At 66.5% G+C, this 24,607-nt stretch carries 26 protein-coding genes; 9 read left to right on the plus strand and 17 right to left on the minus strand.

What is annotated here, in order from left to right:
• The 12 genes from EJI00_RS20135 to EJI00_RS20190 all read right to left on the minus strand — a co-directional run.
• Nucleotides 1–926: fatty acid desaturase family protein (locus tag EJI00_RS20135; protein ID WP_126749260.1), on the minus strand; the 926-nt coding region annotated here is incomplete at its 3' end.
• 72 nt (nucleotides 927–998) lie between these two features.
• The gene (locus EJI00_RS20140; RefSeq protein ID WP_126749261.1) at nucleotides 999–1,667 is read right to left on the minus strand and encodes a GntR family transcriptional regulator; all 669 of its coding nucleotides are present in this window, start codon (nucleotides 1,665–1,667) and stop codon (nucleotides 999–1,001) included.
• A gap of 29 nt (nucleotides 1,668–1,696) precedes the next feature.
• Nucleotides 1,697–2,992 (minus strand): FAD/NAD(P)-binding oxidoreductase, encoded by a 1,296-nt coding sequence (locus tag EJI00_RS20145; protein ID WP_126749262.1) that lies wholly within the window; start codon nucleotides 2,990–2,992, stop codon nucleotides 1,697–1,699.
• Nucleotides 2,989–3,237: a (2Fe-2S)-binding protein gene (locus EJI00_RS20150; RefSeq protein WP_126749263.1), complete on the minus strand. Its 249-nt coding sequence runs from the start codon at nucleotides 3,235–3,237 to the stop codon at nucleotides 2,989–2,991. Before EJI00_RS20150 ends, EJI00_RS20145 begins: the two co-directional genes overlap by 4 nt.
• On the minus strand, nucleotides 3,234–4,343 hold the full coding sequence (locus tag EJI00_RS20155) for an NAD(P)/FAD-dependent oxidoreductase (RefSeq protein ID WP_126749264.1): 1,110 nt from the start codon (nucleotides 4,341–4,343) through the stop codon (nucleotides 3,234–3,236). The genes EJI00_RS20150 and EJI00_RS20155 overlap by 4 nt, the downstream gene beginning before the upstream one ends.
• Before the next feature lie 113 nt (nucleotides 4,344–4,456).
• Nucleotides 4,457–5,392, minus strand: a complete 936-nt coding sequence (locus tag EJI00_RS20160) for a 4-hydroxyproline epimerase (protein WP_126749265.1) — start codon at nucleotides 5,390–5,392, stop codon at nucleotides 4,457–4,459.
• Nucleotides 5,393–5,405: 13 nt separating this feature from the next.
• Complete coding sequence (locus tag EJI00_RS20165; protein WP_126749266.1) at nucleotides 5,406–6,548, minus strand: branched-chain amino acid ABC transporter substrate-binding protein; 1,143 nt, start codon at nucleotides 6,546–6,548, stop codon at nucleotides 5,406–5,408.
• Nucleotides 6,549–6,586: 38 nt separating this feature from the next.
• On the minus strand, nucleotides 6,587–7,501 hold the full coding sequence (locus tag EJI00_RS20170) for a dihydrodipicolinate synthase family protein (protein ID WP_126749267.1): 915 nt from the start codon (nucleotides 7,499–7,501) through the stop codon (nucleotides 6,587–6,589).
• Nucleotides 7,502–7,635: 134 nt separating this feature from the next.
• Nucleotides 7,636–8,610, minus strand: coding sequence for a tripartite tricarboxylate transporter substrate-binding protein (locus EJI00_RS20175; RefSeq protein WP_409514035.1), 975 nt, complete (start codon nucleotides 8,608–8,610; stop codon nucleotides 7,636–7,638).
• 39 nt (nucleotides 8,611–8,649) lie between these two features.
• Nucleotides 8,650–9,855, minus strand: a complete 1,206-nt coding sequence (locus EJI00_RS20180) for a M20 aminoacylase family protein (protein WP_126749268.1) — start codon at nucleotides 9,853–9,855, stop codon at nucleotides 8,650–8,652.
• A gap of 77 nt (nucleotides 9,856–9,932) precedes the next feature.
• Entirely contained in the window at nucleotides 9,933–10,799 is an 867-nt protein-coding gene (locus EJI00_RS20185) for a pirin family protein (RefSeq protein ID WP_126749269.1), read from the minus strand.
• Complete coding sequence (locus EJI00_RS20190) at nucleotides 10,796–11,386, minus strand: NADPH-dependent FMN reductase (protein ID WP_126749270.1); 591 nt, start codon at nucleotides 11,384–11,386, stop codon at nucleotides 10,796–10,798. Before EJI00_RS20190 ends, EJI00_RS20185 begins: the two co-directional genes overlap by 4 nt.
• Before the next feature lie 85 nt (nucleotides 11,387–11,471).
• Here EJI00_RS20190 and EJI00_RS20195 point away from each other — a divergent pair, with 85 nt between their 5' ends.
• Complete coding sequence (locus EJI00_RS20195; RefSeq protein WP_126749271.1) at nucleotides 11,472–12,404, plus strand: LysR family transcriptional regulator; 933 nt, start codon at nucleotides 11,472–11,474, stop codon at nucleotides 12,402–12,404.
• A gap of 37 nt (nucleotides 12,405–12,441) precedes the next feature.
• Nucleotides 12,442–12,918, plus strand: a complete 477-nt coding sequence (locus EJI00_RS20200; RefSeq protein ID WP_126749272.1) for a peptidylprolyl isomerase — start codon at nucleotides 12,442–12,444, stop codon at nucleotides 12,916–12,918.
• A 36-nt stretch (nucleotides 12,919–12,954) separates the two neighbouring features.
• On the opposite strand, the gene EJI00_RS20205 is transcribed toward EJI00_RS20200, so the two are convergent.
• Nucleotides 12,955–14,547, minus strand: coding sequence for a CYTH and CHAD domain-containing protein (locus tag EJI00_RS20205; protein WP_126749273.1), 1,593 nt, complete (start codon nucleotides 14,545–14,547; stop codon nucleotides 12,955–12,957).
• A gap of 186 nt (nucleotides 14,548–14,733) precedes the next feature.
• On the opposite strand from EJI00_RS20205, the gene EJI00_RS20210 reads away from it, so the two are divergent.
• Together EJI00_RS20210 and EJI00_RS20215 are read left to right on the plus strand one after the other, a co-directional pair.
• Nucleotides 14,734–15,150 (plus strand): VOC family protein, encoded by a 417-nt coding sequence (locus EJI00_RS20210; RefSeq protein ID WP_126749274.1) that lies wholly within the window; start codon nucleotides 14,734–14,736, stop codon nucleotides 15,148–15,150.
• 27 nt (nucleotides 15,151–15,177) lie between these two features.
• Nucleotides 15,178–16,395 (plus strand): pirin family protein, encoded by a 1,218-nt coding sequence (locus EJI00_RS20215; RefSeq protein ID WP_126749275.1) that lies wholly within the window; start codon nucleotides 15,178–15,180, stop codon nucleotides 16,393–16,395.
• Between the two features lie 30 nt (nucleotides 16,396–16,425).
• On the opposite strand, the gene EJI00_RS20220 is transcribed toward EJI00_RS20215, so the two are convergent.
• A complete protein-coding gene (locus EJI00_RS20220) occupies nucleotides 16,426–16,716 on the minus strand; it encodes a YciI family protein (protein ID WP_126749276.1) in 291 nt (96 codons plus the stop codon).
• A 148-nt stretch (nucleotides 16,717–16,864) separates the two neighbouring features.
• Here EJI00_RS20220 and EJI00_RS20225 point away from each other — a divergent pair, with 148 nt between their 5' ends.
• Both EJI00_RS20225 and EJI00_RS20230 read left to right on the plus strand, forming a co-directional pair.
• On the plus strand, nucleotides 16,865–17,944 hold the full coding sequence (locus tag EJI00_RS20225; protein ID WP_126749277.1) for a M4 family metallopeptidase: 1,080 nt from the start codon (nucleotides 16,865–16,867) through the stop codon (nucleotides 17,942–17,944).
• Nucleotides 17,941–18,279 carry a protealysin inhibitor emfourin gene (locus tag EJI00_RS20230; RefSeq protein ID WP_126749278.1) on the plus strand — a complete coding sequence of 113 codons (339 nt, stop codon included), beginning with the start codon at nucleotides 17,941–17,943 and terminating at the stop codon, nucleotides 18,277–18,279. Before EJI00_RS20225 ends, EJI00_RS20230 begins: the two co-directional genes overlap by 4 nt.
• Before the next feature lie 13 nt (nucleotides 18,280–18,292).
• Here the strand turns inward: EJI00_RS20230 and EJI00_RS20235 are convergent, their stop codons facing one another.
• Nucleotides 18,293–19,621, minus strand: coding sequence for an Nramp family divalent metal transporter (locus EJI00_RS20235; RefSeq protein ID WP_126749279.1), 1,329 nt, complete (start codon nucleotides 19,619–19,621; stop codon nucleotides 18,293–18,295).
• A gap of 115 nt (nucleotides 19,622–19,736) precedes the next feature.
• On the opposite strand from EJI00_RS20235, the gene EJI00_RS20240 reads away from it, so the two are divergent.
• The 3 genes from EJI00_RS20240 to EJI00_RS20250 all read left to right on the plus strand — a co-directional run bounded on the left by EJI00_RS20240 (nucleotide 19,737) and on the right by EJI00_RS20250 (nucleotide 21,346).
• Nucleotides 19,737–20,045 (plus strand): putative quinol monooxygenase, encoded by a 309-nt coding sequence (locus EJI00_RS20240; protein WP_126749280.1) that lies wholly within the window; start codon nucleotides 19,737–19,739, stop codon nucleotides 20,043–20,045.
• 85 nt (nucleotides 20,046–20,130) lie between these two features.
• On the plus strand, nucleotides 20,131–20,727 hold the full coding sequence (locus tag EJI00_RS20245) for a hypothetical protein (protein WP_126749281.1): 597 nt from the start codon (nucleotides 20,131–20,133) through the stop codon (nucleotides 20,725–20,727).
• A 19-nt stretch (nucleotides 20,728–20,746) separates the two neighbouring features.
• The gene (locus EJI00_RS20250) at nucleotides 20,747–21,346 is read left to right on the plus strand and encodes a hypothetical protein (protein WP_126749282.1); all 600 of its coding nucleotides are present in this window, start codon (nucleotides 20,747–20,749) and stop codon (nucleotides 21,344–21,346) included.
• Between the two features lie 74 nt (nucleotides 21,347–21,420).
• On the opposite strand, the gene gap is transcribed toward EJI00_RS20250, so the two are convergent.
• Nucleotides 21,421–22,422 carry a type I glyceraldehyde-3-phosphate dehydrogenase gene (gene gap / locus EJI00_RS20255; protein WP_126749283.1) on the minus strand — a complete coding sequence of 334 codons (1,002 nt, stop codon included), beginning with the start codon at nucleotides 22,420–22,422 and terminating at the stop codon, nucleotides 21,421–21,423.
• Nucleotides 22,423–22,487: 65 nt separating this feature from the next.
• Nucleotides 22,488–24,596 carry a transketolase family protein gene (locus tag EJI00_RS20260; protein ID WP_126749284.1) on the minus strand — a complete coding sequence of 703 codons (2,109 nt, stop codon included), beginning with the start codon at nucleotides 24,594–24,596 and terminating at the stop codon, nucleotides 22,488–22,490.
• Nucleotides 24,597–24,607: the final 11 nt, after the last annotated feature.

Genomic DNA, 24,607 nt, shown 5'->3' on the forward strand with positions numbered 1-24,607 from the left:
GGCTGGGCCGAGGCCGCGCGCTTCAGCAGGCTGAGGTAGCCGGGCTGCACTTCCATGCGCGCAGTTGCGCCGCGTCGCTGCAGCAGCCGGTGCGCCTTCGGCAGGCTCCAGCAGGGCAGATTCGTGAACATGTGGTGTTCGCAGTGGTAGTTGACCCAGTAGGGCGCGACCAGCGCGCGCTCGAGCCAGCCGGCATGCGTGGTGCGCGCCTGGCGCAGCGGATCGGCCTCGTTCTGCGCCACCAGCGCGTGCTCGGCGATATTGCGCACGCGGCTCACGAGCGGCAGCCAGGTGGCCATGGGCAGCAGCCACATCAGCAGCCAGACCCACCCGTAGCCGGCCAGCGCGAAGGCCAGGAAGCCGAGGCCGTTGCCGAGCAGGAAGCGTCGGTCCTTGGCGAACTCGCGCCCGAACACCCGGAGCGCCGACTCGCCCGGCGCGCGGTTCCGGATGCCTTCGGCGATGTGGCCGAAGCGCTGCTTGTAGAAGGTCTGGCCGCTCAGGTCGCGCACGACCTTGCGCCACATCGATTCACGCGTGATCGGAAAAGGCGCCGACAGCACCAGGTCCGGGTCTTCGGTCTGCTGCACGAAGCGGTGGTGCTGCAGGTGATACGGCCGGTAGTCGCGCAGCGTGGACGAGCACAGCCAGTAGGCCACCCAGTCGTTGACCTTGCGGTTGCGGTGCAATCCCGCATGCGCGGCGTCGTGCATGAGGATGAAGAGCCCCAGCTGCCGCGCGCCAACGATCGGCACCATGAACGGCACAGTCCAGGGCCACGCGATGCCTACGAGCATCGCGGCGCCGATGACACCCCAGCAATGCGCAACCAGCCAAAGGCCCTTCCATGAGGAACGGCTGGTGAGCGACTGCCACTCTTCGGCGGTGAAGAAGTCTTCGGGTTGGGCGCGGGGTGCGACGGCCATCGCGCCAGTATGCGCCGGAGGCCGCGGCAGATCACGCGTAGTTCCCCGGTGTTGGCCGAGCGGCCCTTCGGCCTACTTGTCGATGATTTTCCGGGCGAAAAGCTCGAGGTAGTCCATGAGCCGGTTGGCACCCGCGACGGCCGCGGCCTCGTTGCCGGTGGCAATGCCCTGCGCCAGTTCGAGGTGCGCATTGGCGCCTTCCACGATCTCGCCTTCATGCTGGTAGGCGTACCAGAAGCGCCGGCACTGCACGATGAGCGGGATCACCGCCTTCACCGCCGAATCGTTGTGGCTCGCCTGGTGATTGACCAGGTCGAGCGCCCGGTCGGCCTGCATGTAGTCGTTCAGGTCGCCGCGATGGGCGGCCTCGACCATCACCTCGGCGCAGCGCACGATCTCCTTGCGCTGCAGCGCGGTGGCGCGGCGCGCCGAGCAGGCCGCAATCAGCAGTTCGAGCACGCGCCGGGTCTGGATCACGTCGAGGTGGTCGGCCAGGTCGATGGTCGACACCAGCAGGCCACGGCGCGGCTGCTGCACGATGAGGCCGATCGACACCATGCGCATCAGCGCCTCTCGCACCGGCGTGCGGCCAAGCCCGGTGCGCTCGGCCAGGTCGGCCTCGACCACCTGGCTGCCGGGCTCCAGCTGCATGGTGGAAAGCAGCGTCTCGATCGCGTCGTAGGCGAGGTCGGCGGCCCGTCGCTTGGGCTGGGGGCGGGAGACGGTCTTCGGTGGGGCCATGGTTTTTTTCTTCTGAAGCTGCTTCGGTTTCATTGTCGGGCCACATCGTTGCCGTGGACCGCAAGGCCGGCCAGGGTTGCAATGCGCGCCGGCGAGAGTGGTGGCCGCGGCGAAGGCGGCGTCCAGCCGAAGAGGAACTGCGCCGCATCGCCGCACACGCGGCCCTGGCAAGCGCCCATGCCGCAGCGGCGATGCAGCTTGGCATCGGTCCAGCCGCTGCAGCCTGCAAGCGCCGAGAAGGGCACGTCTTCGCAGCGGCACACCAGCGTGTCGGGCTGCGGCATCTGGCGGATGCCGGGGGCCAGTGCAAAGCTTCGGTGCAACTGTGCGGCAAAGGCACTCCAGCGGGCACGTTCGTGTTCATGCTGCGTTGCCGCGCGTTCATTGCCGACTGCCGCGTAGCCGGCAATGGTGCCCTGCGCAAGCGCGCGTTCGCTGCCGCCGAAGCCGGTGCATTCGCCGGCCGCATAGACGTTGGGCAGGCTGGTGCGCTGCAAGGCATCGACCGCCAGCGCCAGTGCACCGTTGTCTGCAGGCGCAAGGCCGCAGCCGAGCAGTTGGCCGAGCTGCGTATTGGGCGTGAGGCCGAAGCCGCACGCCACGCGATCGCATTCGATCTGCACTTCTCGCGCGCCTTGGCGCAGCCGGACCGATTCGACCTGGCCATCGCCCTGAACGGCGACGATGTGCGACGAGGTGCGGTACCGTGCATCGCCCAGCGTCAACGCTTGAACTGTCTTGCCCGGCCAGCGCAGCAGCTTGACGGCAAAACCCGCCACCGCCGCGAGCGATGCCTGCTCGGCGATGCGCACGACCTTCGCGCCCGCGGCGCGCGCGGTGGCCGCGGCTGCGAGCAGCAAGGGCCCGCTGCCCGCAACGACGATGCGCTCGCCCTCGACGGGCAAGCCTGCCTTGACGAGCGCCTGCAAGCCGCCCGCACCAGTGACGCCGGGCAGTGTCCAGCCCGGGAACGGCAGCAACAGTTCGCGTGCGCCGGTGCACAGGATCAGCTTCTTCCACTGCATGCGCCAGCCGCGCACGGCATCTTCGAGCAGCAGTTCGCCGTCTGCAGGCGCAGCGATCACGCGCGTGCCGCTGCACACGCGAATGTTGGCGTGGCGCTCCAGTGCCTCGCGCCACTTGCGCGCGGCGGGCGGTAGTGCGGCGCCGGGACCATCGCGCCAGATCTGGCCGCCGGGCGCGGGGTTGTCGTCTATGACGACGATGGATGCGCCGCTGGGCGCCGCCGCCAGCGCCGCGGCCATGCCCGCGGGACCCGCGCCGACGATCAACAGATCGCAATGCTCCAGCGCCATGGCGTTCATGCCGTGGTCTCCACCTGCATGCCTTCGGCGCAGACCGTCTGGCAGGCCAGCATGCGGCGTCCGTCGATCCGTACACGGCATTCCTGGCACACGCCCATGCCGCAGAACGGCGCGCGCGGCTGGCCCGAGACGGAGGTGCGTGCAACGCCTACGCCACCGGCGATGCGCAATGCCGCGGCCACCGAAGTGCCCGCCTTTACGCGAACCCGGCGGCCATCGATGTGCAGCGAGGTCTCGCCGCTCATGCGAATTTTTCTGAAGCAAGGCCGCGCGGCGCGTAAGGCGCCGCGTCGAATTCAGGGGCGGTGCCGTTCATGAGCGCCGCAAGCAGGTGCGCGCTGCCCGGCGCAGTCGTCACGCCCAGGCCTTCGTGGCCGACCGCGAGCCAGAGCTTTTCGCGCCACGGGTGCTTGCCCAGCAGGGGCAGCCCGTCGGGCGTGGCAGCGCGCATGCCGGTCCAGGAGCGCACGGCGGTGAGGTCCGCAAGGCCGGGCAGGTACTCGAGCGTGCGTTGCAGCATGCGCGCGAGCATCGGCGCCTCGACGGCAGGGTCGGTAGTGTCGAACTGGCGCGAGGAACCGATCAGCAGTTGCCCCGTCGGCCGCGGCTGCACGTTGAAGGCGACCGAATCTCCGTCGCTGTGGTGCGCGCTGGTCACGTAGCCGAGCTCGACGAGCTGGTGATGCACGGTGCCCGGATAGCGGTCGGTGATCAGCAGGTGGCCCTTCTTGGGGCGAATCGGCAGTTCGGGGCACAGCGTGGGGGCCTCGATGCCGTTGGCGAGCACGATCTGCGGTGCAGTGCGGCGGCTGCCGCCAACGAGCCGCAGCGTGCCGTCGCCTTCAATCTCATCGACCTTCGCATGTTCGACGCGGACCGAATCGCCGTCCTGTGCGAGCAGCCAGCGCGCCGCATTGGGCGCATAGAGAATGCCGTCGCCAGGCACTTCGAGCGCACCTGCAAGACCGTTGCGCAGCGCGGGTTCGGCGCGCGCCAGTGCGACCCCATCGAGCAGGCGGCTTTCGATGCCGTGCGCCCGCAGCCTCTGCTGCTTGCGTTCGGCCTCGGTCATTTCTTCTTCGTTCGCGGCAATCCACAGGGTGCCGCAGGCGCTGTAGGCACACTCTTCGCTCATGCGCGGCGCCAGCGCGCGCCATTGCGCGGTCGAGTGGCTGCTCAGTGCAAGTTCGGCCAGGTTGTCGTCCATCACCACCAGGTGCCCCATGCCGGCGCCGGTGGCCCCGCCGATGCGCGCGTCGAGCACCAGCACGCGGCGGCCTGCTTGTGCCAGCGCATGCGCGCAAGCGGCACCGACGATGCCGGCACCTATGACGATGACATCGGCGTGCACGGCCTATTGCACTTCGGGGAACACCGCGGAACCGGCTTTGCCGGGCCGCTGGTGTTGCCCCCGGTAGGGGGTTGGCGCAGCGACACGAAGTGCGCGAAGACTGGAAGCGAGCTTCATATCCGGATGCCCCACCCGAAAGGATCGTTGTCGTCGATCAGCAGCGTGGCTTCGGCACTGATGTGCGCACGGCCGCGCAGGGTTGGGATGACCTTGCCGTCTTCCACCGTGTAGCTGGCTTCGAAGCGGCTGCCGATGACGCTGGCCTGCGTCCACACCTCGCCCGGCGCGAGCTTGCCGTCGGCCGCGAGGCAGGCGATCTTGGCGCTGGTGCCGGTGCCGCATGGCGAACGGTCGTACGCGTTGCCGGGGCAGAGCACGAAGTTGCGGCTGTCCGCACCGCCGTCGTCATCGGCAAAGAGTTCGATGTGGTCGATCTCCGCGCCTTCCGCCCCGGTGATGCCTTGCGCAACGAGCGCCTTGCGAAGTGCCTCGGTGTAGCCGGACAGCGCGGCGAGGTTGTCGCTGGCCACGCGCTGGCCGTGATCGCTCACCAGGAAGAACCAGTTGCCGCCCCACGCCACATCGCCATGCACAGTGCCGTGCCCCGGAAGCTCGACGGCCACCTGGTGCAGATGCCGGTAGGCAGGCACGTTGCGCACGCTCACCGAACCATCGGCATGCAGCGTGGTCGTGACGGTGCCCACGGGCGTTTCGATGCGGTGCTCGCCCACGCCGATGCGCCCCATGTGCGCAAGGCTTGCCACCAAGCCGATGGTGCCGTGGCCGCACATGCCGAGGTAGCCAGTGTTGTTGAAGAAGATCACGCCGGCCGCTGCATCCCTGGACACGGGTTCGCACAGCAGCGCACCCACCACCACGTCGCTACCGCGCGGCTCTAGCACGGTGGCGGCGCGCCACTTGTCGTGCCGCTCGGCCAGCAGCGCGCGGCGCTCGACCATGCTGCCGCCACCCAGGTCGGGGAACCCGCCAACGACCAGGCGCGTGGGCTCGCCGCCCGTGTGCGAATCGACGATCTGGATGCGCTGCATGTCTTCCTTCGGCTCAGTAGCTGGCCAGGGGAACGGGCGCTGCGTTCTTGAAGGTGTACACCGTAATCGGTGCCTGCTTCATGTTGCCCTGCTCGTCGTAGGCGTAGGTTGCGGCCACGCCCTTGTAGGTGGTCTTGTAGAGCTCGGCGCCCACCTTGTCGGGGTCGATGGAGTTGGCCTTCTGCATCGATTCGCCGATGAACATCACCTGGTCGTAGTACGAGGCCGCATAGGCATCCGCGTCGACATTGAAGCGCTTCTTGAACTTGGCCTTGAACGCCGGGCCGCTCTGCGCCTTTTCAAGGATGGAGCCACCCTGTGCGCAGAACACCAGGTCGTTGACCGCGTCGCCGCCCAGCTTGCCGGTGGCCGGGCTGCACACGGTGTCGCCGCCCAGCAGCTTGCCGGGCACGGCAAGCTGCTTCATCTGGCGCGCCATGGGTGCGGCCTGCGGCGCATAGCCGCCGAAGAAGATGGCTTCGGGCGCCTTGGACTTCATGTTGGTGAGGATGGCGGTGAAATCCACGGCCTTGTCGGTGGTGAACTCCTGGCCGACGATGGTGAGGCCCTGCTTCTTCGCCTCCTTGGTGAACTCTTCCGCAAGGCCCTGGCCGAAGGCGGTGCGGTCGTCGATCACGCCCACCTTGGTGACCTTGAGCACCTTGGCCGCGTACACCGCCATGCTGGAGCCGATCTGGTTATCGCTCGCGATGATGCGGTACAGGTTCTTGTAGCCGCCCTGCGTGACCTTCGGGTTGGTGCCCACGGTCGAGATCATGGTGCCGCCGCTGGCATAGATGCGCGAAGCCGGAATGGCCACGCCCGAGCAGTACGGGCCCATGACGTACTTGACGCCGTCGTCCACGAACTTCTGCGCAACGCTCACGCCGGTCTTGGCGTCGCACTGGTCGTCTTCGGACACCAGCTCGAACTTCAGCGTCTTGCCCCCCGCGGTGATCTTCTTCGCGTTGAGTTCCTCGATGGCAAGGCGCACGCCGTTTTCGTTGTCCTTGCCCGCGAATGCATTGGGCCCGGAGAGAGGGCCGCTGTGGCCGATCTTGACGACCTGCTCTTGCGCGCCGGCGTGGCCTGCGAGGGTGAGGGCGGCGAAGCCCACGAGGCCGATGAACGGAACCATGCCTACTTTTGTCTTCATGCTTCTTCCTAGGTTGGGAACAACGAAAAGAGCGGTTATTACATAACCGACTGGTATTGCACAGGCCGTGTTGCCAGCGCCTTCTTCACGATGGCCTCGACGGCCGCTCGCTCTTCGCCGATGAGCGGCAGCCGCGGGCGGCGCATGTGCTCGCTGCCCACGCCCACCAGTGCGTCGATCAGCTTCAGGTTCTGCACCAGCTTGGTCGACACGTCCAGGTGCAGCATCGGCGTCATCCACTGGTACAGCTTCAGCGCTTCGGCAAACTTGCCGGCCTTCATCAGGTCGTACAGCGCCACCGTCTCGCGCGGGAATGCGCAGCCGACGCCGGCCAGGAGGCCGTCGCAGCCCAGCGCCAGCCCTTCGTACGCCAGGTCGTCCACGCCCAGGAACAGCTGGTAGCGGTCGCCCACCGTGTTGCGCAGGTCCGTGATGCGGCGGATGTTGTCCGTGCTCTCCTTGATGGCCGCGATCCATTCGCAGTCGGCCAGTTCCACCATGTGCTCGGGCTTCAGGTCCACCCGATAGGCCACCGGGTTGTTGTAGACCATGACGGGTTTTTGCGCCGCATTGGCGATGGTGCGCACATTCAGCATTGCCTCGCGCGAATCGGCCACGTAGATCACCGACGGCATCACCATGAAGCCCGCCACGCCCAGCTTGTTGGCTCCGTCCACATAGCGCAGCGCTTCACGCGTGCTGGTTTCGGACACATTCGCCAGCACCGGAATGCGGCCGTCCGCGGCTTCGAGCGCAATCTTGGCGACCTGCAGCTTTTCTTCGAGCGTGAGCGTGCTTGCCTCGCCCAGCGAGCCGCAGGTGACCAGGCCGTGGATGCCGTTGCGGATTTGAAAATCGATGTGGCGCGCGGTGCCTTCGGTATCGATGCTTTCGTCGGCGTGGAACTTGGTGGTGATGGCGGGAAAGATGCCTTGCCAGCGGGGATTGGTCACGGATGGTGCTCCTGAGGTGTGCGGTGGAAATCAGGTGCACTTTAAATATATTAACAATATATCGTCAAGACATTTCTGCTTTGCCACGCCCCTGGAACGAGGCTTGGCCTGGCGCGGTTCGCTGGCGGGCTCTCCTAGTCGATCTTCGCGCCCGATGCTTTCACCACCGCGCCCATCGCATCCCAATCCGCGCGCAGCAGCTTCTGAAACTCCTCGGCGCTCTGCGTGCGGGGCTCCACGCCCAGGCGCTTGAAGCGCTCCTGGATCACCGGATCGGCCAGAACCTTGTTGGCGGCCGCGTTCAGGCGCTCGACCTCAGCCTTGGGCGTGCCGGCAGGTGCGAGCAGGCCGATCCATGAATCGAAGGCGTAGCCCGGCAGCCCGCTCTCCGCGACGGTCGGCAGGCTGGGCAGGAAGGGGCTGCGCGCCTTGCCGGTCGACGCGAGCAGCTTCATGCGCGGGTCTGCCTGGAAACCCATCACGCCGATGCTCGAGGAAATGACCGCCTGCACCCGACCCGCGAGCACTTCGTTCACCGCCTCGCCCGTGGACTTGGTCGGAATATGGGTCATCTCCAGCCCTGCCTTGGCGAGGAACGACGCCATTGCAAGGTGCGTGGCGCTGCCGTTGCCCGCCGAGGCGTAGTTGTACTTGCCCGGGTTGGCCTTGACCTCCTTGATGAAGTCGGCCGTGTTCGACACGTTGAGCTCGCTCGCCACCGCCAGCACATAGCCCGCGTTGCCGATGTTGGCCACGCCCACGAAGTCCTTCAGCGGGTCGTACGAGAGCTTGCTGTACAGAAAGCCGGCGATGTTGTGGCTCGCGGCGGCGAGCACCAGCGTGTTGCCGTCCGCCGGCGCCTTGGCAACGGCTGCCGCGCCCACCGTGCCGCCCGCGCCCGCACGGTTTTCGACAACGGCGCTGGCATTGAGCGCCGCGCCAAGCTCGGCATTGAAGGCGCGCGCCACGGTGTCTTGCACCGCACCGGTGCCGAAGGGCACGACGATGTGGATCACGCGCTGTTGCGCGTGAACGGGTGCGAGGGCGCCCACGGCCATGGCAGCTGCAAGGGCAGCGAGCGAACGTCGGGTGAACAGGGTCGGGGTCATTGGGGTGGCCGCTTTCATCATCGTTGGCAGTAAGAAATTTCAGGCGCCCGACGGCAGCCAGCGCTGTACCAGCTTCACGAAGTAGCTGGCGCCGATCGGAATGATCTCGTCGTTGAAGTCGAACGAGGTGTTGTGGATGATGCAAGGGCCGGGCCCGTGGCCGTCGAGCCGGTGGTCGCCTTCGCCATTGCCCAGGAAGGCGTAGCAGCCGGGCCGCGCAAGCAGCATGTGCGCAAAGTCTTCGGCGCCCATCACGGCAGGAAAGTTGTCGGTGACCATGTCGTCGCCCACCACCTCCCGCATCACGCCGGCGGCAAAGCGCGCCTCGGCCGCGTGGTTGACCACCGGCGGCGAAGAACGGTTGAAGAAAACCTCGGCCGTGCAGCCGTGCGCCGCGGCCACGCCGGCGGCCACCTCGCGCAGGCGCGCCTCGATCTTGTCGATGGCCTCGATGGAGAAGGTGCGGATGGTGCCGCCGACCGTGGCCACGTCGGGAATCACGTTGGGCGCATCGGAGCCCTGCAGCTGCGTGACCGCGAGGAGGGCACGCTCGGTGCTCGGAATGGTGCGCGGCACGATGGTCTGCAGCTGCTGCGCGAGCGTGACCACCGCGGCCACCGGGTCGATGCCGGTGTGCGGCATCGAGGCGTGCGTGCCGCGCCCACGCACGGTGATCTTGTAGGTATTGCTCGACGCCATCAGTGCGCCTTCGTTGAGCGCGAAGCGACCCACGTCGCCCACCGGAAAGTTGTGCAGCGCAAAGACCGCATCGCACGGAAAGCGCTCGAACAGGCCGTCCTGGATCATCTTCTTGGCGCCGGCCTTGCCCATCTCCTCGGCCGGCTGGAAGATGAAATGCACCGTGCCGTCGAAATCGTCAGGGCCCTGCTGCGACAAGTGCCACGCCGCGGCCAGCAGTATGGTGGTGTGGCCGTCGTGGCCGCAGGCGTGCATGCGGCCTGCGTGGGTGGACTTGTGGGCAAACTCGTTGGCCTCGTGGAGCGGCAGCGCATCCATGTCGGCGCGCAGGCCGATGGTGCGCGAGCTGGTGCCCTTGCGCAGCACGCCCACAAGGCCCGTGCCGGCAATGCCGCGGTGCACCTCGATGCCCCATTCGGCGAGCAGGCTCGCCACCTTTTCGGAGGTGCGGTGCTCTTCGAAACCGAGCTCAGGGTGGGCGTGAATGTCGCGCCGGATATCGACGAAGCGGGAGACGTTGGCGGCGAAGGAATCGACGATGTTCATGAGGATGGGAGCTGCAGCGGAGTCGTTCGAAGCGAACGATTCTGGCGCAGCTGCCCATCGGGCGCAAAAACACAGGCTCAGGCGAGCCGGCCTTCCTGCCGCAATCGCGCGCCGATGCGCCGGATCTCGGCCTCCCCCTGGTCCAGCGCGGCCTTGCTCGTATGCACCGAATAGTGCCCCATCACCAGTTCATGCGGATGCTTCACGGCCGAGCCCAGCACGAAGGACGTGTTGCCGCGCGCCACGAAGTCGATGGCCGCGCCGGACTCTTCGAACACCGCCAGCTCGCCCGTGCCGACGGGTTCGCCGCCGGTACCCGTGCCGAGGCGGCCCGCGCTCACCGCCACCCACCCCACGGTGTGGCCGGCGGGCGGCGTGTAGCGCCAGTGCTCGCCGTCCTTCAGCTGCACGGCCAGGTAGTTCATCGGCGCCGGTGCCGGAATGAGGCTTTGCGCCGCGCCGTAGCGGCCGAGCAGCACGCGCGCCGGGCCTTCCGCCGGTACCTGCGAGGGCGAGAGATAAATGCTCTGGGCCGGCGCGTTTTCTTCCGCAGCCGGCAAGGCCACCCAGAGCTGGAAGCCTTGCACGCGCTTCGTGCCCGGCGCGGGTGCGCCGTCGTGCCACACGCCGTTGCCGGCGCGCATCCACTCGACGCCACCGGCCGGCAGCACGCCCTGCTCGCCGGTCGTGTCCTCGTATTGCGTGTCGCCTTCGATCAGCCAGGTGAGCGTGGCAATGCCCGAGTGCGGGTGCATGCCGAAGCCCTTGTGGCCGCCCGTGGTGTCGAAACCGAAGAGGTCCAGGAACACGAACGGCTTCAGAAACTCGCCCAGGTCGCCCGGGCTCATGAGCCGGACGATCGGCCCGTGCTGCGAGCCGAACGTGCGGTAGACGATGGCGCGCGCCGCGGTGGCGGCAGGAGTGATGGCGGTTGCGGTGCTCATGCGGCCTCCCTGGCGGTCTTCAGCGCCTTGGTCCACCACGCGAGGTCGTCGAGCATGCCGTTGGCGGCCTGCGCCAGGTGCGGAAAGTCGTCGAAAGTCTTGCCCTGCTGCCAGATGCCGAGAAACTCGACCATGCCGATGTGCACCGCGTTGCGCACCGGCGCCATCTGCATCTCGACGGCGACGAGCCGCAGCTGCTCCACGGCACGCGCAGCGCCCACGCCGCCGTAGCCCACAAAAGCGATCGGCTTGCGGATGAACTCCTTGTAGGCCCAGTCGATGGCGTTCTTCAGCACCGCGCTCGGGCCGTGGTTGTATTCGGGCGTGACGACGATGAGCCCGTCCAGCGTGTCGAGCTTGGCGGCCCAGCGCTGCGCGGCCTCGTTCTTTACGGGGCCCCAGGCCGGCGCGCCTGCTTCGTTGAAGAAGGGCAGCGGATAGTCGCGCAGGTCGATCAGTTCGAACGACAGATCGGTGCGCTGCCTGGCCAGCTCGTAAATCCAATGCGCGGGCTTTTCGCCGAAACGGCCTTCACGGGTCGAGCCGATGATGATTCCGATGCGAGGTGGTTGTTGTTGCGAGGTCATGGGCACAAGGTTAGGGTTGCACCCATTGATCGACTAGACGGCAGAATCGGATTTCACTCATCCATTGTTGCAAGGAATCGCCGCCATGCTCGACCTCAACGACATCGCCATGTTCGTGCAGGTGGTGCGCCACGGCAGCTTTGCCGGGGCGGCGCGCCGGCTCGGCCTGCCGCCCAACACGGTGAGCCGGCGCATCCAGCAGCTGGAGGCACGGTTGGGCACGCGGCTGATGCAGCGCTCCACCCGCAAGCTCACCCTCACCAGTGCGGGCCAGGCTTTTCACGAGCGCTGCGCCGGCGCGGTCGACGGGCTGGTGGAGGCTGGGCAAGAGCTGATGACCGGCAGCCGCGAGCCGAGCGGCTTGATCCGCGTGGCGGCAACCGCCGATTTCTTCGACTTCTTTCCCATGGAGTGGGTGGCCGACTTTCTGGCCGCGCATCCGCTGGTGCGCGTCGACTTCGTGCTCAGCGACGCCAAGGCCGACCTGATCGCCGAGCAGATCGACATCGCATTCCGCGGCGGCGAACTGCCCGACTCAGGCTATATCGCCCGCAAGCTCCTGAACGCCCTGACCGACGGCATGGTCGCCAGCCCCGCCTACATTGCCGCGCGCGGCGCACCCGCCACTTTGCAAGACCTGGCGGCGAACCACGACTGCGTGACCTCGCCGCACCCCAGCGGCCGCACCATCTGGCGCATGGCGGGCCCTGACGGCGTGCAGGAAGAGGTGCAGGTCGCGGGCCGCTTCAGCGGCAACACCGCCCAGGCGCTGCGCAAGGCTGCCATCGCCGGACTGGGCGTCGCGCTGCTGCCGCCCACCATGGCCCGGATCGACGTTCAGGCCGGCCGGCTCGTACCGGTGCTGCCGCAATACCAGCGCACGGGGCAGGGGCTGAGCGTGCTGTATCCGAGCCGCAAGCACCTGCCGCTGGCGGTGTCGGCGTTCATCGACGTGGTGACGGAGAAGCTGAGTGCGGAGGAGGCGTTGCCGGAAATGCTGCGGGTGGCGAAGGCCTAGCCTCACCGGCCGATCGATTTGCACAGAAAATGCCTTCATGAAAATCGAAAAAGACACCGTCGTCACCCTCAAGTACAAGGTCGCCGACGCCCAGGGCAAGCTCATCGAAGCCAGCCCCGAGCCGATGGCCTACCTGCATGGCGGGTACGAGAACACGCTGCCCAAGATCGAGGAAGCGCTCGATGGCAAGGAAAAGGGCTACCAGACCATACTGAACCTTGCGCCTGAAGACGCCTTCGGCCTGCGCGATGAATCGCTGGTGCGCAGCATTCCCAAGTCCGAATTTCCGCCGGGCGTGAAGGTGGGCGGACAGCTGCAGGGGCGGCTCGACGACGGCACCGAGCACGTTTTCACGGTAATGAAGATCAAGGGTCCGGTGGTGCTGCTCGACGGCAACCATCCGTGGGCGGGCAAGGCGCTGAAGTTCAGCCTCCAGGTGACGGACGTGCGCGCCGCGCTGCCGGTGGAGATCGAGCATCGTCACGTGCATGGGGCGCACGGGCACCACCACTGATCGAAGCTTCGATCCTTCGGCCTTCCGGCGTGCGGCCTACTTCTTTGCCCAGAAGCTCCGCGCCTTCTCGATCTTGCCCAGCGCCTTGCGGCACGCCTTCGCGCCAGCCGCATGGCGCGCGCTGAACCAGCCGACCGCGAACCATGCGCGCGCATCGTGCGCAGCGGCTTCGCGGTAGAGCGCCATCGCCACGGCTTCGTCGTTGAACTCGCCCAGCGCGTCTTGCGCCGGACGCAGCCGCTTCAGGTATCGCTCGGCAGCTGAGCTTTTTCCATCGCCCGCGTCGGCAAACAGCGGCGCCACGAACTCGGCCAGGTAGCGCAGGCGCTTGAGCCGCTTGCGGGTGCGGTGCTGGTCTTCGGTGGGCAAGGACTCGAAGCGCTGGCCGTCTCGGACGACCTGTTTATGCAAGCGCTGCAGGCGTTTGCGCAAGAAGCCGCGGGCGTCGCCGGCATCCAGCGGCGCCGGTTGCTCCTGCTGCGCGGCTTCCCCGGCTTTCGCCGCTTCCGCGTGCGTCGTCGTGGCGGTAAAGCCGATGAGCGAGACCAGCACCGACTGGAATGCGTGCGTGCGCACGATGTCGCCGGCTGACTGTACGCGAGCCGCGGCCTGGTCTCCCGTGAGCGGATCGAACTCCGGTGCGCCTGCGCTACGCAATTGCGGCTGCGCCAGCTTCACGACCTGCTGGCGATCGCGCAGCGCGCCAAGGGCGTGAAAGGCTTCGACCAGGGGCGGCTCCCATGCGGCCGCGTCGAGAAGACCCGCGCTCGCATCGAGCCCCGCGAGTTCGCGCAATGCGGTACGCAGCCGACGGATGCCGATGCGCAACTGGTGGATCTGTTCCTCGTCGGTGCTGCCGGCTGCGATCTCGCTGGCGTTGGGCAGCATCTGGGCGAGGCAAGACGCAACCACAGCTTGCTGGATGGTGCGGCCGTCGAGCTTGCTGTTTTTTTCATCGGCGAAGCGGGGCGTCTCTGCCTTCACGGCCGGCACGAGCTCGAGCTTTGCCAACAGGCGGGCGCCGCGTTCGGCCTTGGAGAGGGTGCTGAACCACAGGCCGTGCTGCTGCGACCAGCGGCGCGCAAGCGCCACCAGTCCTTGCACATCGCCCCGCTTGAGTTCGAGTTCCAGTTCGCACACCGGCGATTCGCGCTGCTCGGGCGTGCCTGCGTGGGCGACGACCTTGCCGACGTCGAGCGCCAGCTCCACCACGGCCGCGTTGGCGCCGGTGGTGCGCACGTCGCGCGTGAGCCGCACGATGTCCGTCGATTGGCGCTCGACCAGTGCCGCGTCGCTCTCGGCCAGCACCTTGGCGAGCCGCTCGCCGACCGGCGTGCCCTGGTGGCGTTGCGGGTCGATCGTGGGCGATGCGCCGCCCGCCGCGGCGCCAAGATCGACGTTGTGTTCGAGCCGGTGCAAGGCGTTGTCGCCGGTGGCCTTGACGGTCTGCACCCAGCGCCGCCCTTCCTTGCGCAGGCGCAGCACGATGCCTTGCGCGGCCAGCGCCTGGTCGGCGGTGTCGAAATAGCGCGCCTGCAGCCGGGTGCGCGCCACGGTGCCGCGCCGCATGGCGGCCTCGACGGCTTTCAGGCGCTCGGCGGGAATATGAAACTTGAACTCGATTTCCATGAGGGCATGATGCCCGCTCTTTTTCCGCCCGGCGCCACTTCCGGGCGGGCCAGGGATGCCCCCGCGATTCCGAGTCTGAAAAAATATGTGGACGCCGTCCATTTTCTTTGATATCTTTTGTGGACGGCGTACACAACGCGCTGGCAAACCACCCGATCCACTCTTCATCGACACAGGAAGACCACCATGGCCAACAAGCAAATCTTCGTGAACCTCCCCGTCAAGAACCTGGAAAAGTCCAAGGCGTTCTTTTCCGCGCTGGGCTACACCTTCAACGAGCAATTCACAAACGCCAACGCTACGTGCATGGTGATCAACGAAGGCAGCATCCACGCCATGCTGCTGGTCGAAGACTTCTTCAAGACCTTTACGGACAAGAGCCTCACGGACACCAGCAAGAGCACCGAGGTGCTGCTGTGCCTGTCGTGCGAAAGCCGCGCGGAGGTGGACGAGATGGTGGCCAAGGCGGTGGCCGCGGGCGGCACGGTGCCGCGCGCGCCGCAGGACTACGGCTTCATGTACGGACACGGCTTCCAGGACATCGACGGCCACCTGTGGGAGCTGAGCTACATGGACCCGAACGCCGAGATGCCCCCGCAGTAAGGCACGGCCGAAGAGAACGAGAGAACGATGCCCATCGTTCCATATGCGCTCTTCACTGTTGCACGGAAGGCACCTTCCTTAAAGCACGTTCGCCCCGATATTCCGAAGAACAATGCTGCCGCGCGTTCCGCGGCGCGATCAACGGAAAGGAATATCGAGGTGTCCAGCAACAACGACAGCAATGAAGAAGGCCGCAGCCCCGTGCTGCAGGTGAGCGCGCTCGGCTTTCCGTGGCAGACGATCGACCCGTTCCTGTTCTGCGTCTACCACGACGACGCTTATCCCAAGGCCAACGCGCAGATGGGGCCCGAGGCTCCGCTGGCGGGCCGGCAGATCGGCCAGGACTTCAGCCGCAAGGACGGCTGGAGCATGTACCACGGCGACACGGTGCCGGGCTTTCCATCGCACCCGCACCGCGGCTTCGAAACGGTGACCATCGTGCGCAAGGGGTTGGTCGACCATTCCGATTCGCTGGGCGCCACCGCGCGCTTCGGCGGCGGCGATGTGCAGTGGCTCACAGCGGGCAAGGGCATCGTGCATTCGGAGATGTTTCCGCTGCTCGATGCGAACGCGCCCAACCCGCTGGAGCTGTTCCAGATCTGGCTCAACCTGCCGGCCAGAAGCAAGATGGCCGATCCGCACTTCACGATGTTCTGGTCGGAGGCGATTCCGCGCTTTGCGTCCGACGATGCGAACGGCGGCCGCACCGAGGTCGCGATCATCGCGGGCCGCTTCGGCGATTCCGCGGGCAATGGCAACGCATCGGCGCCGATCGCACCGCTTGCGCCGCCGCCCGATTCATGGGCTGCGCAGGCCAATGCCGACGTGGCGATCTGGACGCTGAAGATGACGCCCGGCGCGCAGTGGACGCTGCCTGGCGCAACCGGGGAGGGCACGCGGCGCATGCTGTACTTCTTCAAGGGCGCCTTCGCACACGTTGCGGGGCAGCGCATAGAAGGCCCGGCCGCCATCGAGCTGCGCGCCGATGCGGCTGTGGACTTGGTCAATGGCAACGAAGAGGCCAGCGAATTCCTGCTGCTGCAAGGCCGCCCGATTGCGGAGCCCGTGGTGCAGTACGGGCCCTTCGTGATGAACACGCAGGCGGAGATCAGCCAGACGCTGGCCGATTACCGCCGCACACAATTCGGCGGCTGGCCGTGGAGCGACCCGGCGCCGGTGCATGGCCGCGATGAGGCGCGTTTTGCGCGGCACCCGGGTGGGCGCGAAGAAAAACCGAGGCCTTGAAAAAGAAGACGCAGGCCAGCCCGCGGCGCATCAGAAAGTTTTAAGCAGCTCGACGGCGGGCGCGGTCATGCTGGGCACGAACTCGATCACGTGCGTGCTTGCGGCGCCGCTCTGCACGAACGGGTCGCGTGCCAGCACCGCGTCGAGCGCGGCCCGGTCGCCCGAGCGCGCGAGGATCACGCCACCCTTGCGCGGCACCTGCCGGCCCGAGGCCACGAAGAGGCCGCTTGCGTAGTGCTTTCGTAGCCATGTCATGTGCCCATCCATCAACGCATCGAGCTCTTCAAGCGGACGGATGTAGGTGAGAGTGACGATGAACATGGACGAGGCGGCAAGTAGATCTGGAACTTGCAATCCTATGGCCTGAAGCGTGGGCATTCCGTGACACGAGAAGTAACGAAGTGATCTATGTTTTGCAGCTTCTGCTAACTTCTTTTTCATTGCTTCAACTGCCCAGGGGAGTCGTTCAATGCCGCTTCAGTCGCCGCGTTTTTTGCCGCCTGGTTTCGTACCGCCGTATCTGCTGGACCGGCTGGCCGAGCGTGCGAGCGCCCATGCGAGCGCGCGGGCGGCGCAAACGCTGATGATCGACCGCGAGCACCGCGGCCTTCGCGAGACGGTATCCGCCCAAGGCCCGCCAGGGGTCTCGTCAAGCCGGCCTCCGGCATATGTGCGGCGCGATTCGCCGCAGCGCGCCGTTCACGACGCGGAGCACACCATGAGCCTGCCGGGCCGGCTGGTGCGCGCCGAAGGGCAGGCACCCACACGCGACATTGCAGCCGACGAGGCCTACGATTACCTGGGCGCCACCTACCGGCTGTACCGCGACATCTACGAGCGCGACTCCATCGACAACGCCGGCATGCCGCTCACGGGCAGCGTGCACTATGGCAACGACTACGACAACGCCTTCTGGAACGGCAAGCAGATGGTGTTTGGCGACGGCGACGGCGAAGTCATGAACCGCTTCACCATCGCGGTGGACATCATCGGCCACGAGCTGACGCACGGCGTCATCGACCACGAGTCGGGTTTGATCTACCAGGGGCAGTCGGGCGCGCTCAATGAATCGGTCTGCGACGTGTTCGGTGTTCTGGTGAAGCAGCACTTGCTCAAGCAGACGGCGCAGCAGGCCGACTGGCTCGTAGGTGCGGGGCTTTTCACCGCCAAGGTAGAGGCACGCGCCCTTCGTTCGATGGCCGAGCCCGGCACGGCTTACGACGATCCGGTGCTCGGCAAAGACCCGCAGCCCGCCCACATGAAAGACCTGGTCGTCACGCGGCAGGACAATGGCGGCGTGCACATCAATTCCGGCATTCCGAACCGCGCTTTCTATCTTGCGGCCACGGCCATGCAGGGTCCGGCCTGGGAGACGGCGGGCCGCGTCTGGTACGACACCGTGTGCGACAGGCGGCTGCGCCAGGACTCTGATTTCCTGGCCTTCGCACAGCTGACCGTGGAGAATGCGGCCAGGCGCTTCGGCGCCGACAGCGCGGCGCACAAGGCCATCGGCGCCGCATGGAACACCGTGGGGGTCACACCATCATGATTCAGCTTCCGCCTCTGGACCAGGCTTCGGTCGTGCGGGTGACGCGCGAAGGTGGCGTTGCCTACATGCCGGGCCTTTCGCGGCCGCGCAGCTACCAGTTGGGCAATTGCAGCGAAGAACTGCGCCAGCAGATCGGCGAAGCCTTGCAAAGCGCTGCTCCGCATGCAGAGCAGCGCGACGGACCCGCCTCGCCGGGCGGCGACCAGCGCTTCTACCGCGTGGAAGTGGTGGTGGAAAGCGCCACCACGCATTCGGGTTCGGTCAGCTTCGAAGTGCCCGAGAACGAAGCGCCGGAGGCGCTGGTGCATCTCTGGAAAGATGCGGCCGACCGCTGAGCGCAGCCTCGGTTCAGAGCCCGCCGCAGATCGTAGACACCACGAGCCACACGTTGGCCGAGCTGATCACGCCGAACAGCCCCCACGCCAGCAGCTTGACCACGGGGCCGTTGGCAAAGCCGCCCATCATTGCGCGGCTGCTCGTGAAGCGGATCAGCGGCCACATCGCGAACGGCAGCTGAAAGCTCAGCACCACCTGGCTCAGCACGAGCATCTTGCCCACGCCGCCGTCGCCGAACCACCACACGCCCAGAAAGGCCGGCCCGAGTGCCAGCGCCCGCGTGATGAGGCGCCGCTGCCAGCACGGAATCTTCAGGTCGAGAAAGCCTTCCATGATGATCTGGCCCGCAATGGTGCCGGTGAAGGTCGAGCTCTGGCCCGAGGCCAGCAGCGCAATGCCGAACAGCGTGGCCGCCACCGCACTGCCCACGATGGGTTCGATGAGCCGGTAGGCATCGTCGATCTCCGTCACTTCCACGTGGCCTGTGCTGTGGAAGGCACTGGCCGCCAGCACCATGATGGCCGCGTTGACCAGAAGCGCGAGCGAAAGCGAGATCACCGCGTCGAAGGTGCAGAAGCGCACCGCCTCGCGCCGCGCCGCATCGCTGTCGGCCACCAGCCGGGTCTGCACGATGGACGAGTGCAGGTACAGGTTGTGCGGCATCACCGTGGCGCCGACCACGCCGATGGCAAGGTACAGCGCGCCGGGCTGCTGCAGCCGCTCGAAGCTCGGCGCAAAGCCCATGGCCACGCCGAACCAGTTGGGCTGCGACATCGCAAGCTCCACCACGAAACAGCCCGCGATGGTGCCCACCAGCCCGAGCACGATCGCCTCGACGCGCCGGAAGCCAGCGCCTTGCAACCCGAGGACGAGCAGCGTGTCGAACGCCGTGATCGCAATGCCGACCGGAATCGACACGCCGAACAGCAGATGCAATGCGAGCGCGCTGCCCAGCACCTCCGCCAGGTCGCAGGCCACGATGGCGAGTTCCGCGCCCAGCCACAGAAAGCGGCTGACGCGCGGCGAATAGTGTTCGCGGCAGGCGCGCGCAAGATCTTTCTGCGCCACGAGGCCGAGCCGCACGCACAGCGTTTGCAGCAGCATGGCGGCCAGGCTCGCAAGCAGCACCACGAAGAGCAGGCCGTAGCCGAAGCGCGAGCCGGCCTCGATGTCGGTCGCCCAGTTGCCGGGGTCCATGTAGCCGACCGACACCAGCAGGCCCGGGCCCGCGTAACGCAGCAGCTTTTTGCCGAAGGGCAGGTCCTGCGGGACCGCCACGCTGCCTTTGACCTCGGAAGGGCAGAACGGCGCGGTGGCGGTGCGGGGCAGCGGAAAGAACATGCGGGCGATGATAGGGGTGGCGCATCGGGTCTCGCGCGGGACCGACACCAAAGCGCCGGATCTTTTAGATTCGACGCTCGCCATTCAATCACTCACACCACCGGAGTCCGTTTCAATGATCCACGTCGTCGCCGTCATTACCGCCAAGCCCGGCCAGCGCGCCCAGTTGCTCGAAGCCTTTGCCGCCAACCGCGCGGCCGTGCTGGCCGAAGAGGGCTGCATCGAATACGGTGCCACTATCGACGCGCAGGGCGTTCCGTCGTCGAAGGCCAGCTTCGGGCCCGACACCTTCGTGGTAATTGAAAAGTGGGAAACACTGGCCCACCTGCAGGCGCATGGTGTCGCACCGCACATGAAGGCCCATGGCGAGAAAACCAAGGCGCTGGTCGAGAGCAAGCTGATCCACGTGCTCGAACCCGTCTAAGAGATCGGGCAACGGGCCTTCGCGCGCGGCGCAATGCCTGCTACCCTCGCGCCGGGATCAGGCATCCCGAGGAGGGACTCACGGCATGGCGATCTTCTTCAGACCGCGCGGCTGGCACGTGCGCGCTTTCGCGCCAAGGCTCTGCGCAATGGCCGCGGCCGTGCTGCTGGCCGGTTGCGCGCAACTCGCTGCGCCGCCTTACGCGGCCGACTATGAAGCGCTCGACCGGCTCGAGGCCACGCGCCCGGGCATGGTGGCCGTGGCCAAGGTTCAGCCGACCGCCCCGAACGACAAGATCAACAGCCTGAGTCTGCGCCGCGCGAAGCTGCTTTCGCCCAGCGGCACCTTCGCGCAATACCTGGAAGACGCGCTGATGCGCGACCTGGGCGAGATATCGGCATATGACCCCAAGGCGCCCACCCGCATCGCGGCGCGAATACTGGTCAATGAACTTGATCTTGGCGTGATCAACGGCACGGGCCGCATGGACGTGGAGGTGGTGGTGACGCGCGCCAACGCGCAGCGGCTGCGCAAGACCTACCGCGGCGAGATCGCCTTCGATTCGAGCTACGCAAACATCGTCGCCGTGCCCGCCGGGCAAGCCGCCTACCCGAGGCTGGTGCGCGCGCTTTTGCGCCAGGTGTATGCCGACCCGCAATTCATCGCGGCCATTGCGCCGTAACGCTGCAGAGAGCCGCACCATGTCGTTCGCTTTTTCTTCTTCGGCTGCACGCGCGTGCGCTGCCGCGGCGCTCGCGGCCTTGCTCGCCGCCTGCGCCCATCCGATCACCATGATCACCGAGACCGCGCCGCCGCGGTCGATGGCCCACCTGGTCCCCAAGAAGGTGGCCTATGTGATGACCGACGCCCAGCGCGACCAGCAGGTGACGAGCCCCGGCGGCAGCGGCGACCGCGTGAGCTACTACCCCTACCGCGATCTGGAAAAGTCGATTCGCGATGCTTTGCGCGCGGTGTACCGCGACGTGATCGTGCTGCGCACCGCCGGTGACGCAAAGGCCAACGAGGCGGCGGGCGTTTCGCTGGTGTTCACGCCGCAGATCAAGACCGATTCGAGCTCGTCCTCATGGATCACCTGGCCGCCCACCTCGTTCACCGCCGAGGTGAGCTGCGTGGTGAGCGATGCGGCTGGCGGGGAGGTGACGCGCGTGCGGGCGGTGGGCAACGGCACGGCGGATTTCGGCGAGTTCAATGGCGACTACGGACTGGCCGCCCGGCGCGCGGCCAAGCAGATGACTTCGCAGCTCAGCAGCGAGATCCGCAGGAACGAGAAGCTGCGTTGAAATACTGTGCTTGCTGACCGGACGCATAAAAAAACGCGCCCAGGAGGCGCGTTTTTCATTGAAGCGTCGAAGCCTTACTTCGAGACGACCTTCACCATCTCGAGGCACTTGTTCGAGTAGCCCCATTCGTTGTCGTACCAGCTCACGAGCTTGACGAAGGTGCCGTCCAGCGCAATGCCGGCTTCGGCGTCGAAGATCGAGGTGCGCGGGTCGCCGCGGAAATCGGTGGCCACCACCTTGTCTTCGGTGTAGCCCAGCACGCCCTTGAGCGCGCCTTCGCTCTGCGACTTCATTTCAGCGCAGATTTCCTTGTACGTGGCTTCCTTCTCGAGCTCGACCGTGAGGTCGACCACCGACACGTCGGAGGTCGGCACGCGGAAGCTCATGCCGGTGAGCTTCTTGTTGAGCTCGGGGATCACCACGCCCACGGCCTTGGCGGCGCCGGTGCTCGAAGGAATGATGTTTTCCAGGATGCCGCGGCCGCCGCGCCAGTCCTTGTTGCTCGGGCCGTCGACGGTCTTCTGCGTGGCGGTGGCGGCGTGCACGGTGGTCATCAGGCCGCGCTTGATGCCCCACTTGTCGTTCAGCACCTTGGCGAGCGGGGCCAGGCAGTTGGTGGTGCAGCTGGCGTTGCTGACAATGGCTTCGCCGGCGTACTTCTTGTCGTTCACGCCGTAGACGAACATGGGGGTGTCGTCCTTCGACGGGGCCGACATGATCACCTTCTTGGCACCCGCGTCGAGGTGCTTCTGGCAGGTTTCCTTGGTGAGGAAGAGGCCGGTCGACTCGAGCACGATGTCGGCGCCGACTTCGTTCCACTTCAGCTGCGACGGGTCACGCTCTTGCGTGAGGCGGATCTTCTTGCCGTTGACGATCAGCATGTTGCCTTCAACCGTGACTTCGCCCTTGAAGCGGCCGTGCACCGAGTCGTACTGGAGCATGTAGGCCAGGTAGTCGGGCTCGAGCAGGTCGTTGATGGCGACGATCTCGATGTCGTTCTTGAAGTTCTGCACCGCAGCGCGCAGCACGTTGCGGCCGATGCGGCCGAAGCCGTTGATACCGAGTTTGATAGCCATCTGATTTGCTCCTAAGGTTGAAAAACTTGTGATCTGACGGAAAGAAGAAGCGCCTGGCTGCCAGCTCAGTCGCGCAAGGCGGCTTCGACGGTGGCGGCAACGTTCTCTGCCGTGAAACCGAAATGCTTGAACAGCGCCGGTGCGGGTGCCGACTCGCCGTAGCTGTCGATGCCCACGACGGCCGCGCAGCCGTATTTCCACCAGCCGCCGGTGCAGCCCATTTCGACGGCGATGCGCGGCAGCTTCTTGGGCAGCACGCTCTTCTTGTAGGCCACGTCCTGGCGGTCGAAGGTGGTGGTCGAGGGCATCGACACCACGCGCACGGCAATTTTCTTCTCGGCCAGCAGTTTCTGCGCGGCCAGGGCCAATTGCACTTCGGAGCCGGTGGCAATAATGACCGCGGCGGTCTTCTTGCTCTTGAGGCCGACGGCTTCAGGCTCCGACAGCACATACGCACCGCGGCTGATGTCGCCGAGGTCGCCCTTCGGCGCGTAGGCGATGTTCTGGCGGCTGAGCAGCAGTGCGGTGGGGCGCGACTGGTTCTGCAGCGCCACGGCCCAGGCCACGGCGGTCTCGGCCGTGTCGCCCGGACGCCAGACGTCGAGGTTCGGAATCAGGCGCAGCGACGCGGCGTGCTCGATCGACTGGTGCGTGGGGCCGTCTTCGCCCAAGCCGATGGAGTCGTGCGTGAACACGTGCACCACGCGGCGCTTCATGAGCGCGGCCATGCGGATGGCGTTGCGGCTGTAGTCGCTGAAGGTGAGGAAGGTGCCGCCGTAGGGAATGAAGCCGCCGTGCAGCGCCACGCCGTTCATGATGGCCGCCATGCCGAACTCGCGCACGCCGTAGTTGATGTGGCGGCCGATCAGGCCGTGGGGCGGCTCGGCCTTGTCGGCAGTGCTGTCGGGCTTGGGCTCGTCTTCGGCGCCCTGGGCGGGCTGCTGCGGCTGGCCCATGACCACGGCACCGGTCTTTGCGTCGAAGCGCAGGGCCGCGGTGCTCTTGGTGTTGGTGAGGTTGGAGCCGGTGAGGTCGGCGCTGCCGCCGAGCATTTCGGGCAGCGCGGCGGTGAAGGCCTCCAGAGCGAGCTGGCTGGCCTTGCGGCTGGCCACGGTTTCGCCCTTGGTGTGGGCCGCCACCACGGTGTCGAACGCCACCTGATGGAAGTTCTTGGGCAGCTCGCCCTTCATGCGGCGGGTGAACTCGGCGGCCAGGCCCGGGTAGGCCTGTGTATAGGCGGCGAACTTGTCGTTCCAGGCAGCCTCGGCCTTGGCGCCCTCGGCCTTGTGGTCCCAGTCGGCGTAGGCTTCCTGCGGCACTTCGAAGGCAGGGTAGGGCCAGTTCAGCGCGGCGCGGGTGAGCGTGATTTCATCGGCGCCCAGCGGCTCGCCGTGGGCCTTGGCGGTGTTGGCGCGGTTCGGGCTGCCCTTGCCGATCTGCGTCTTGCAGATGATGAGGGTGGGCTTCGAATCTTCCTTCTTGGCCTTGGCGATGGCCTTGGACACGTCCTTGGCGTCGTTGCCGTCGATCGGGCCGATGACGTTCCAGCCGTAGGCCTTGAAGCGTTCTTCGGTGTTGTCGATGAACCAGGGCTTCACCTGGCCGTCGATGCTGATGCCGTTGTCGTCGTACAGCGCAATCAGCTTGTTCAGGTGCCAGGCACCGGCCAGTGCGCAGGCTTCATGGCTGATGCCTTCCATCATGCAACCGTCGCCCAGGAAGGCGTAGGTGTGGTGGTCGACGATGTCGTGGTTCTTGCGGTTGAACTCGGCCGCGAGCAGCTTCTCGGCCAATGCAAAGCCCACGGCGTTGGTGATGCCCTGGCCCAACGGGCCGGTGGTGGTTTCCACGCCGGGGGTCACGTCGACCTCGGGGTGGCCGGCGGTCTTGCTGTGCAGCTGGCGGAAGTTCTTGAGCTCGCCGATGGGCAGGTCGTAGCCCGTGAGGTGCAGCACCGCGTACAGCAGCATCGAGGCGTGGCCGTTCGAGAGCACGAAGCGGTCGCGGTCGAACCAATGCGGGTTGGCCGGGTTGTAGCGCAGGTGTTCGCCCCAGAGTGCGACGGCCATGTCGGCCATGCCCATCGGTGCGCCCGGATGTCCGGAGTTAGCTTGTTGGACGGCATCCATGGCCAGCGCGCGAATCGCGTTGGCCATCAGGGCTTGGTTTGCCATGGGCGGTGGAC

It is taken from the genome of Variovorax sp. DXTD-1 (genome assembly GCF_003984625.1).
GTDB lineage: Bacteria > Pseudomonadota > Gammaproteobacteria > Burkholderiales > Burkholderiaceae_C > Variovorax.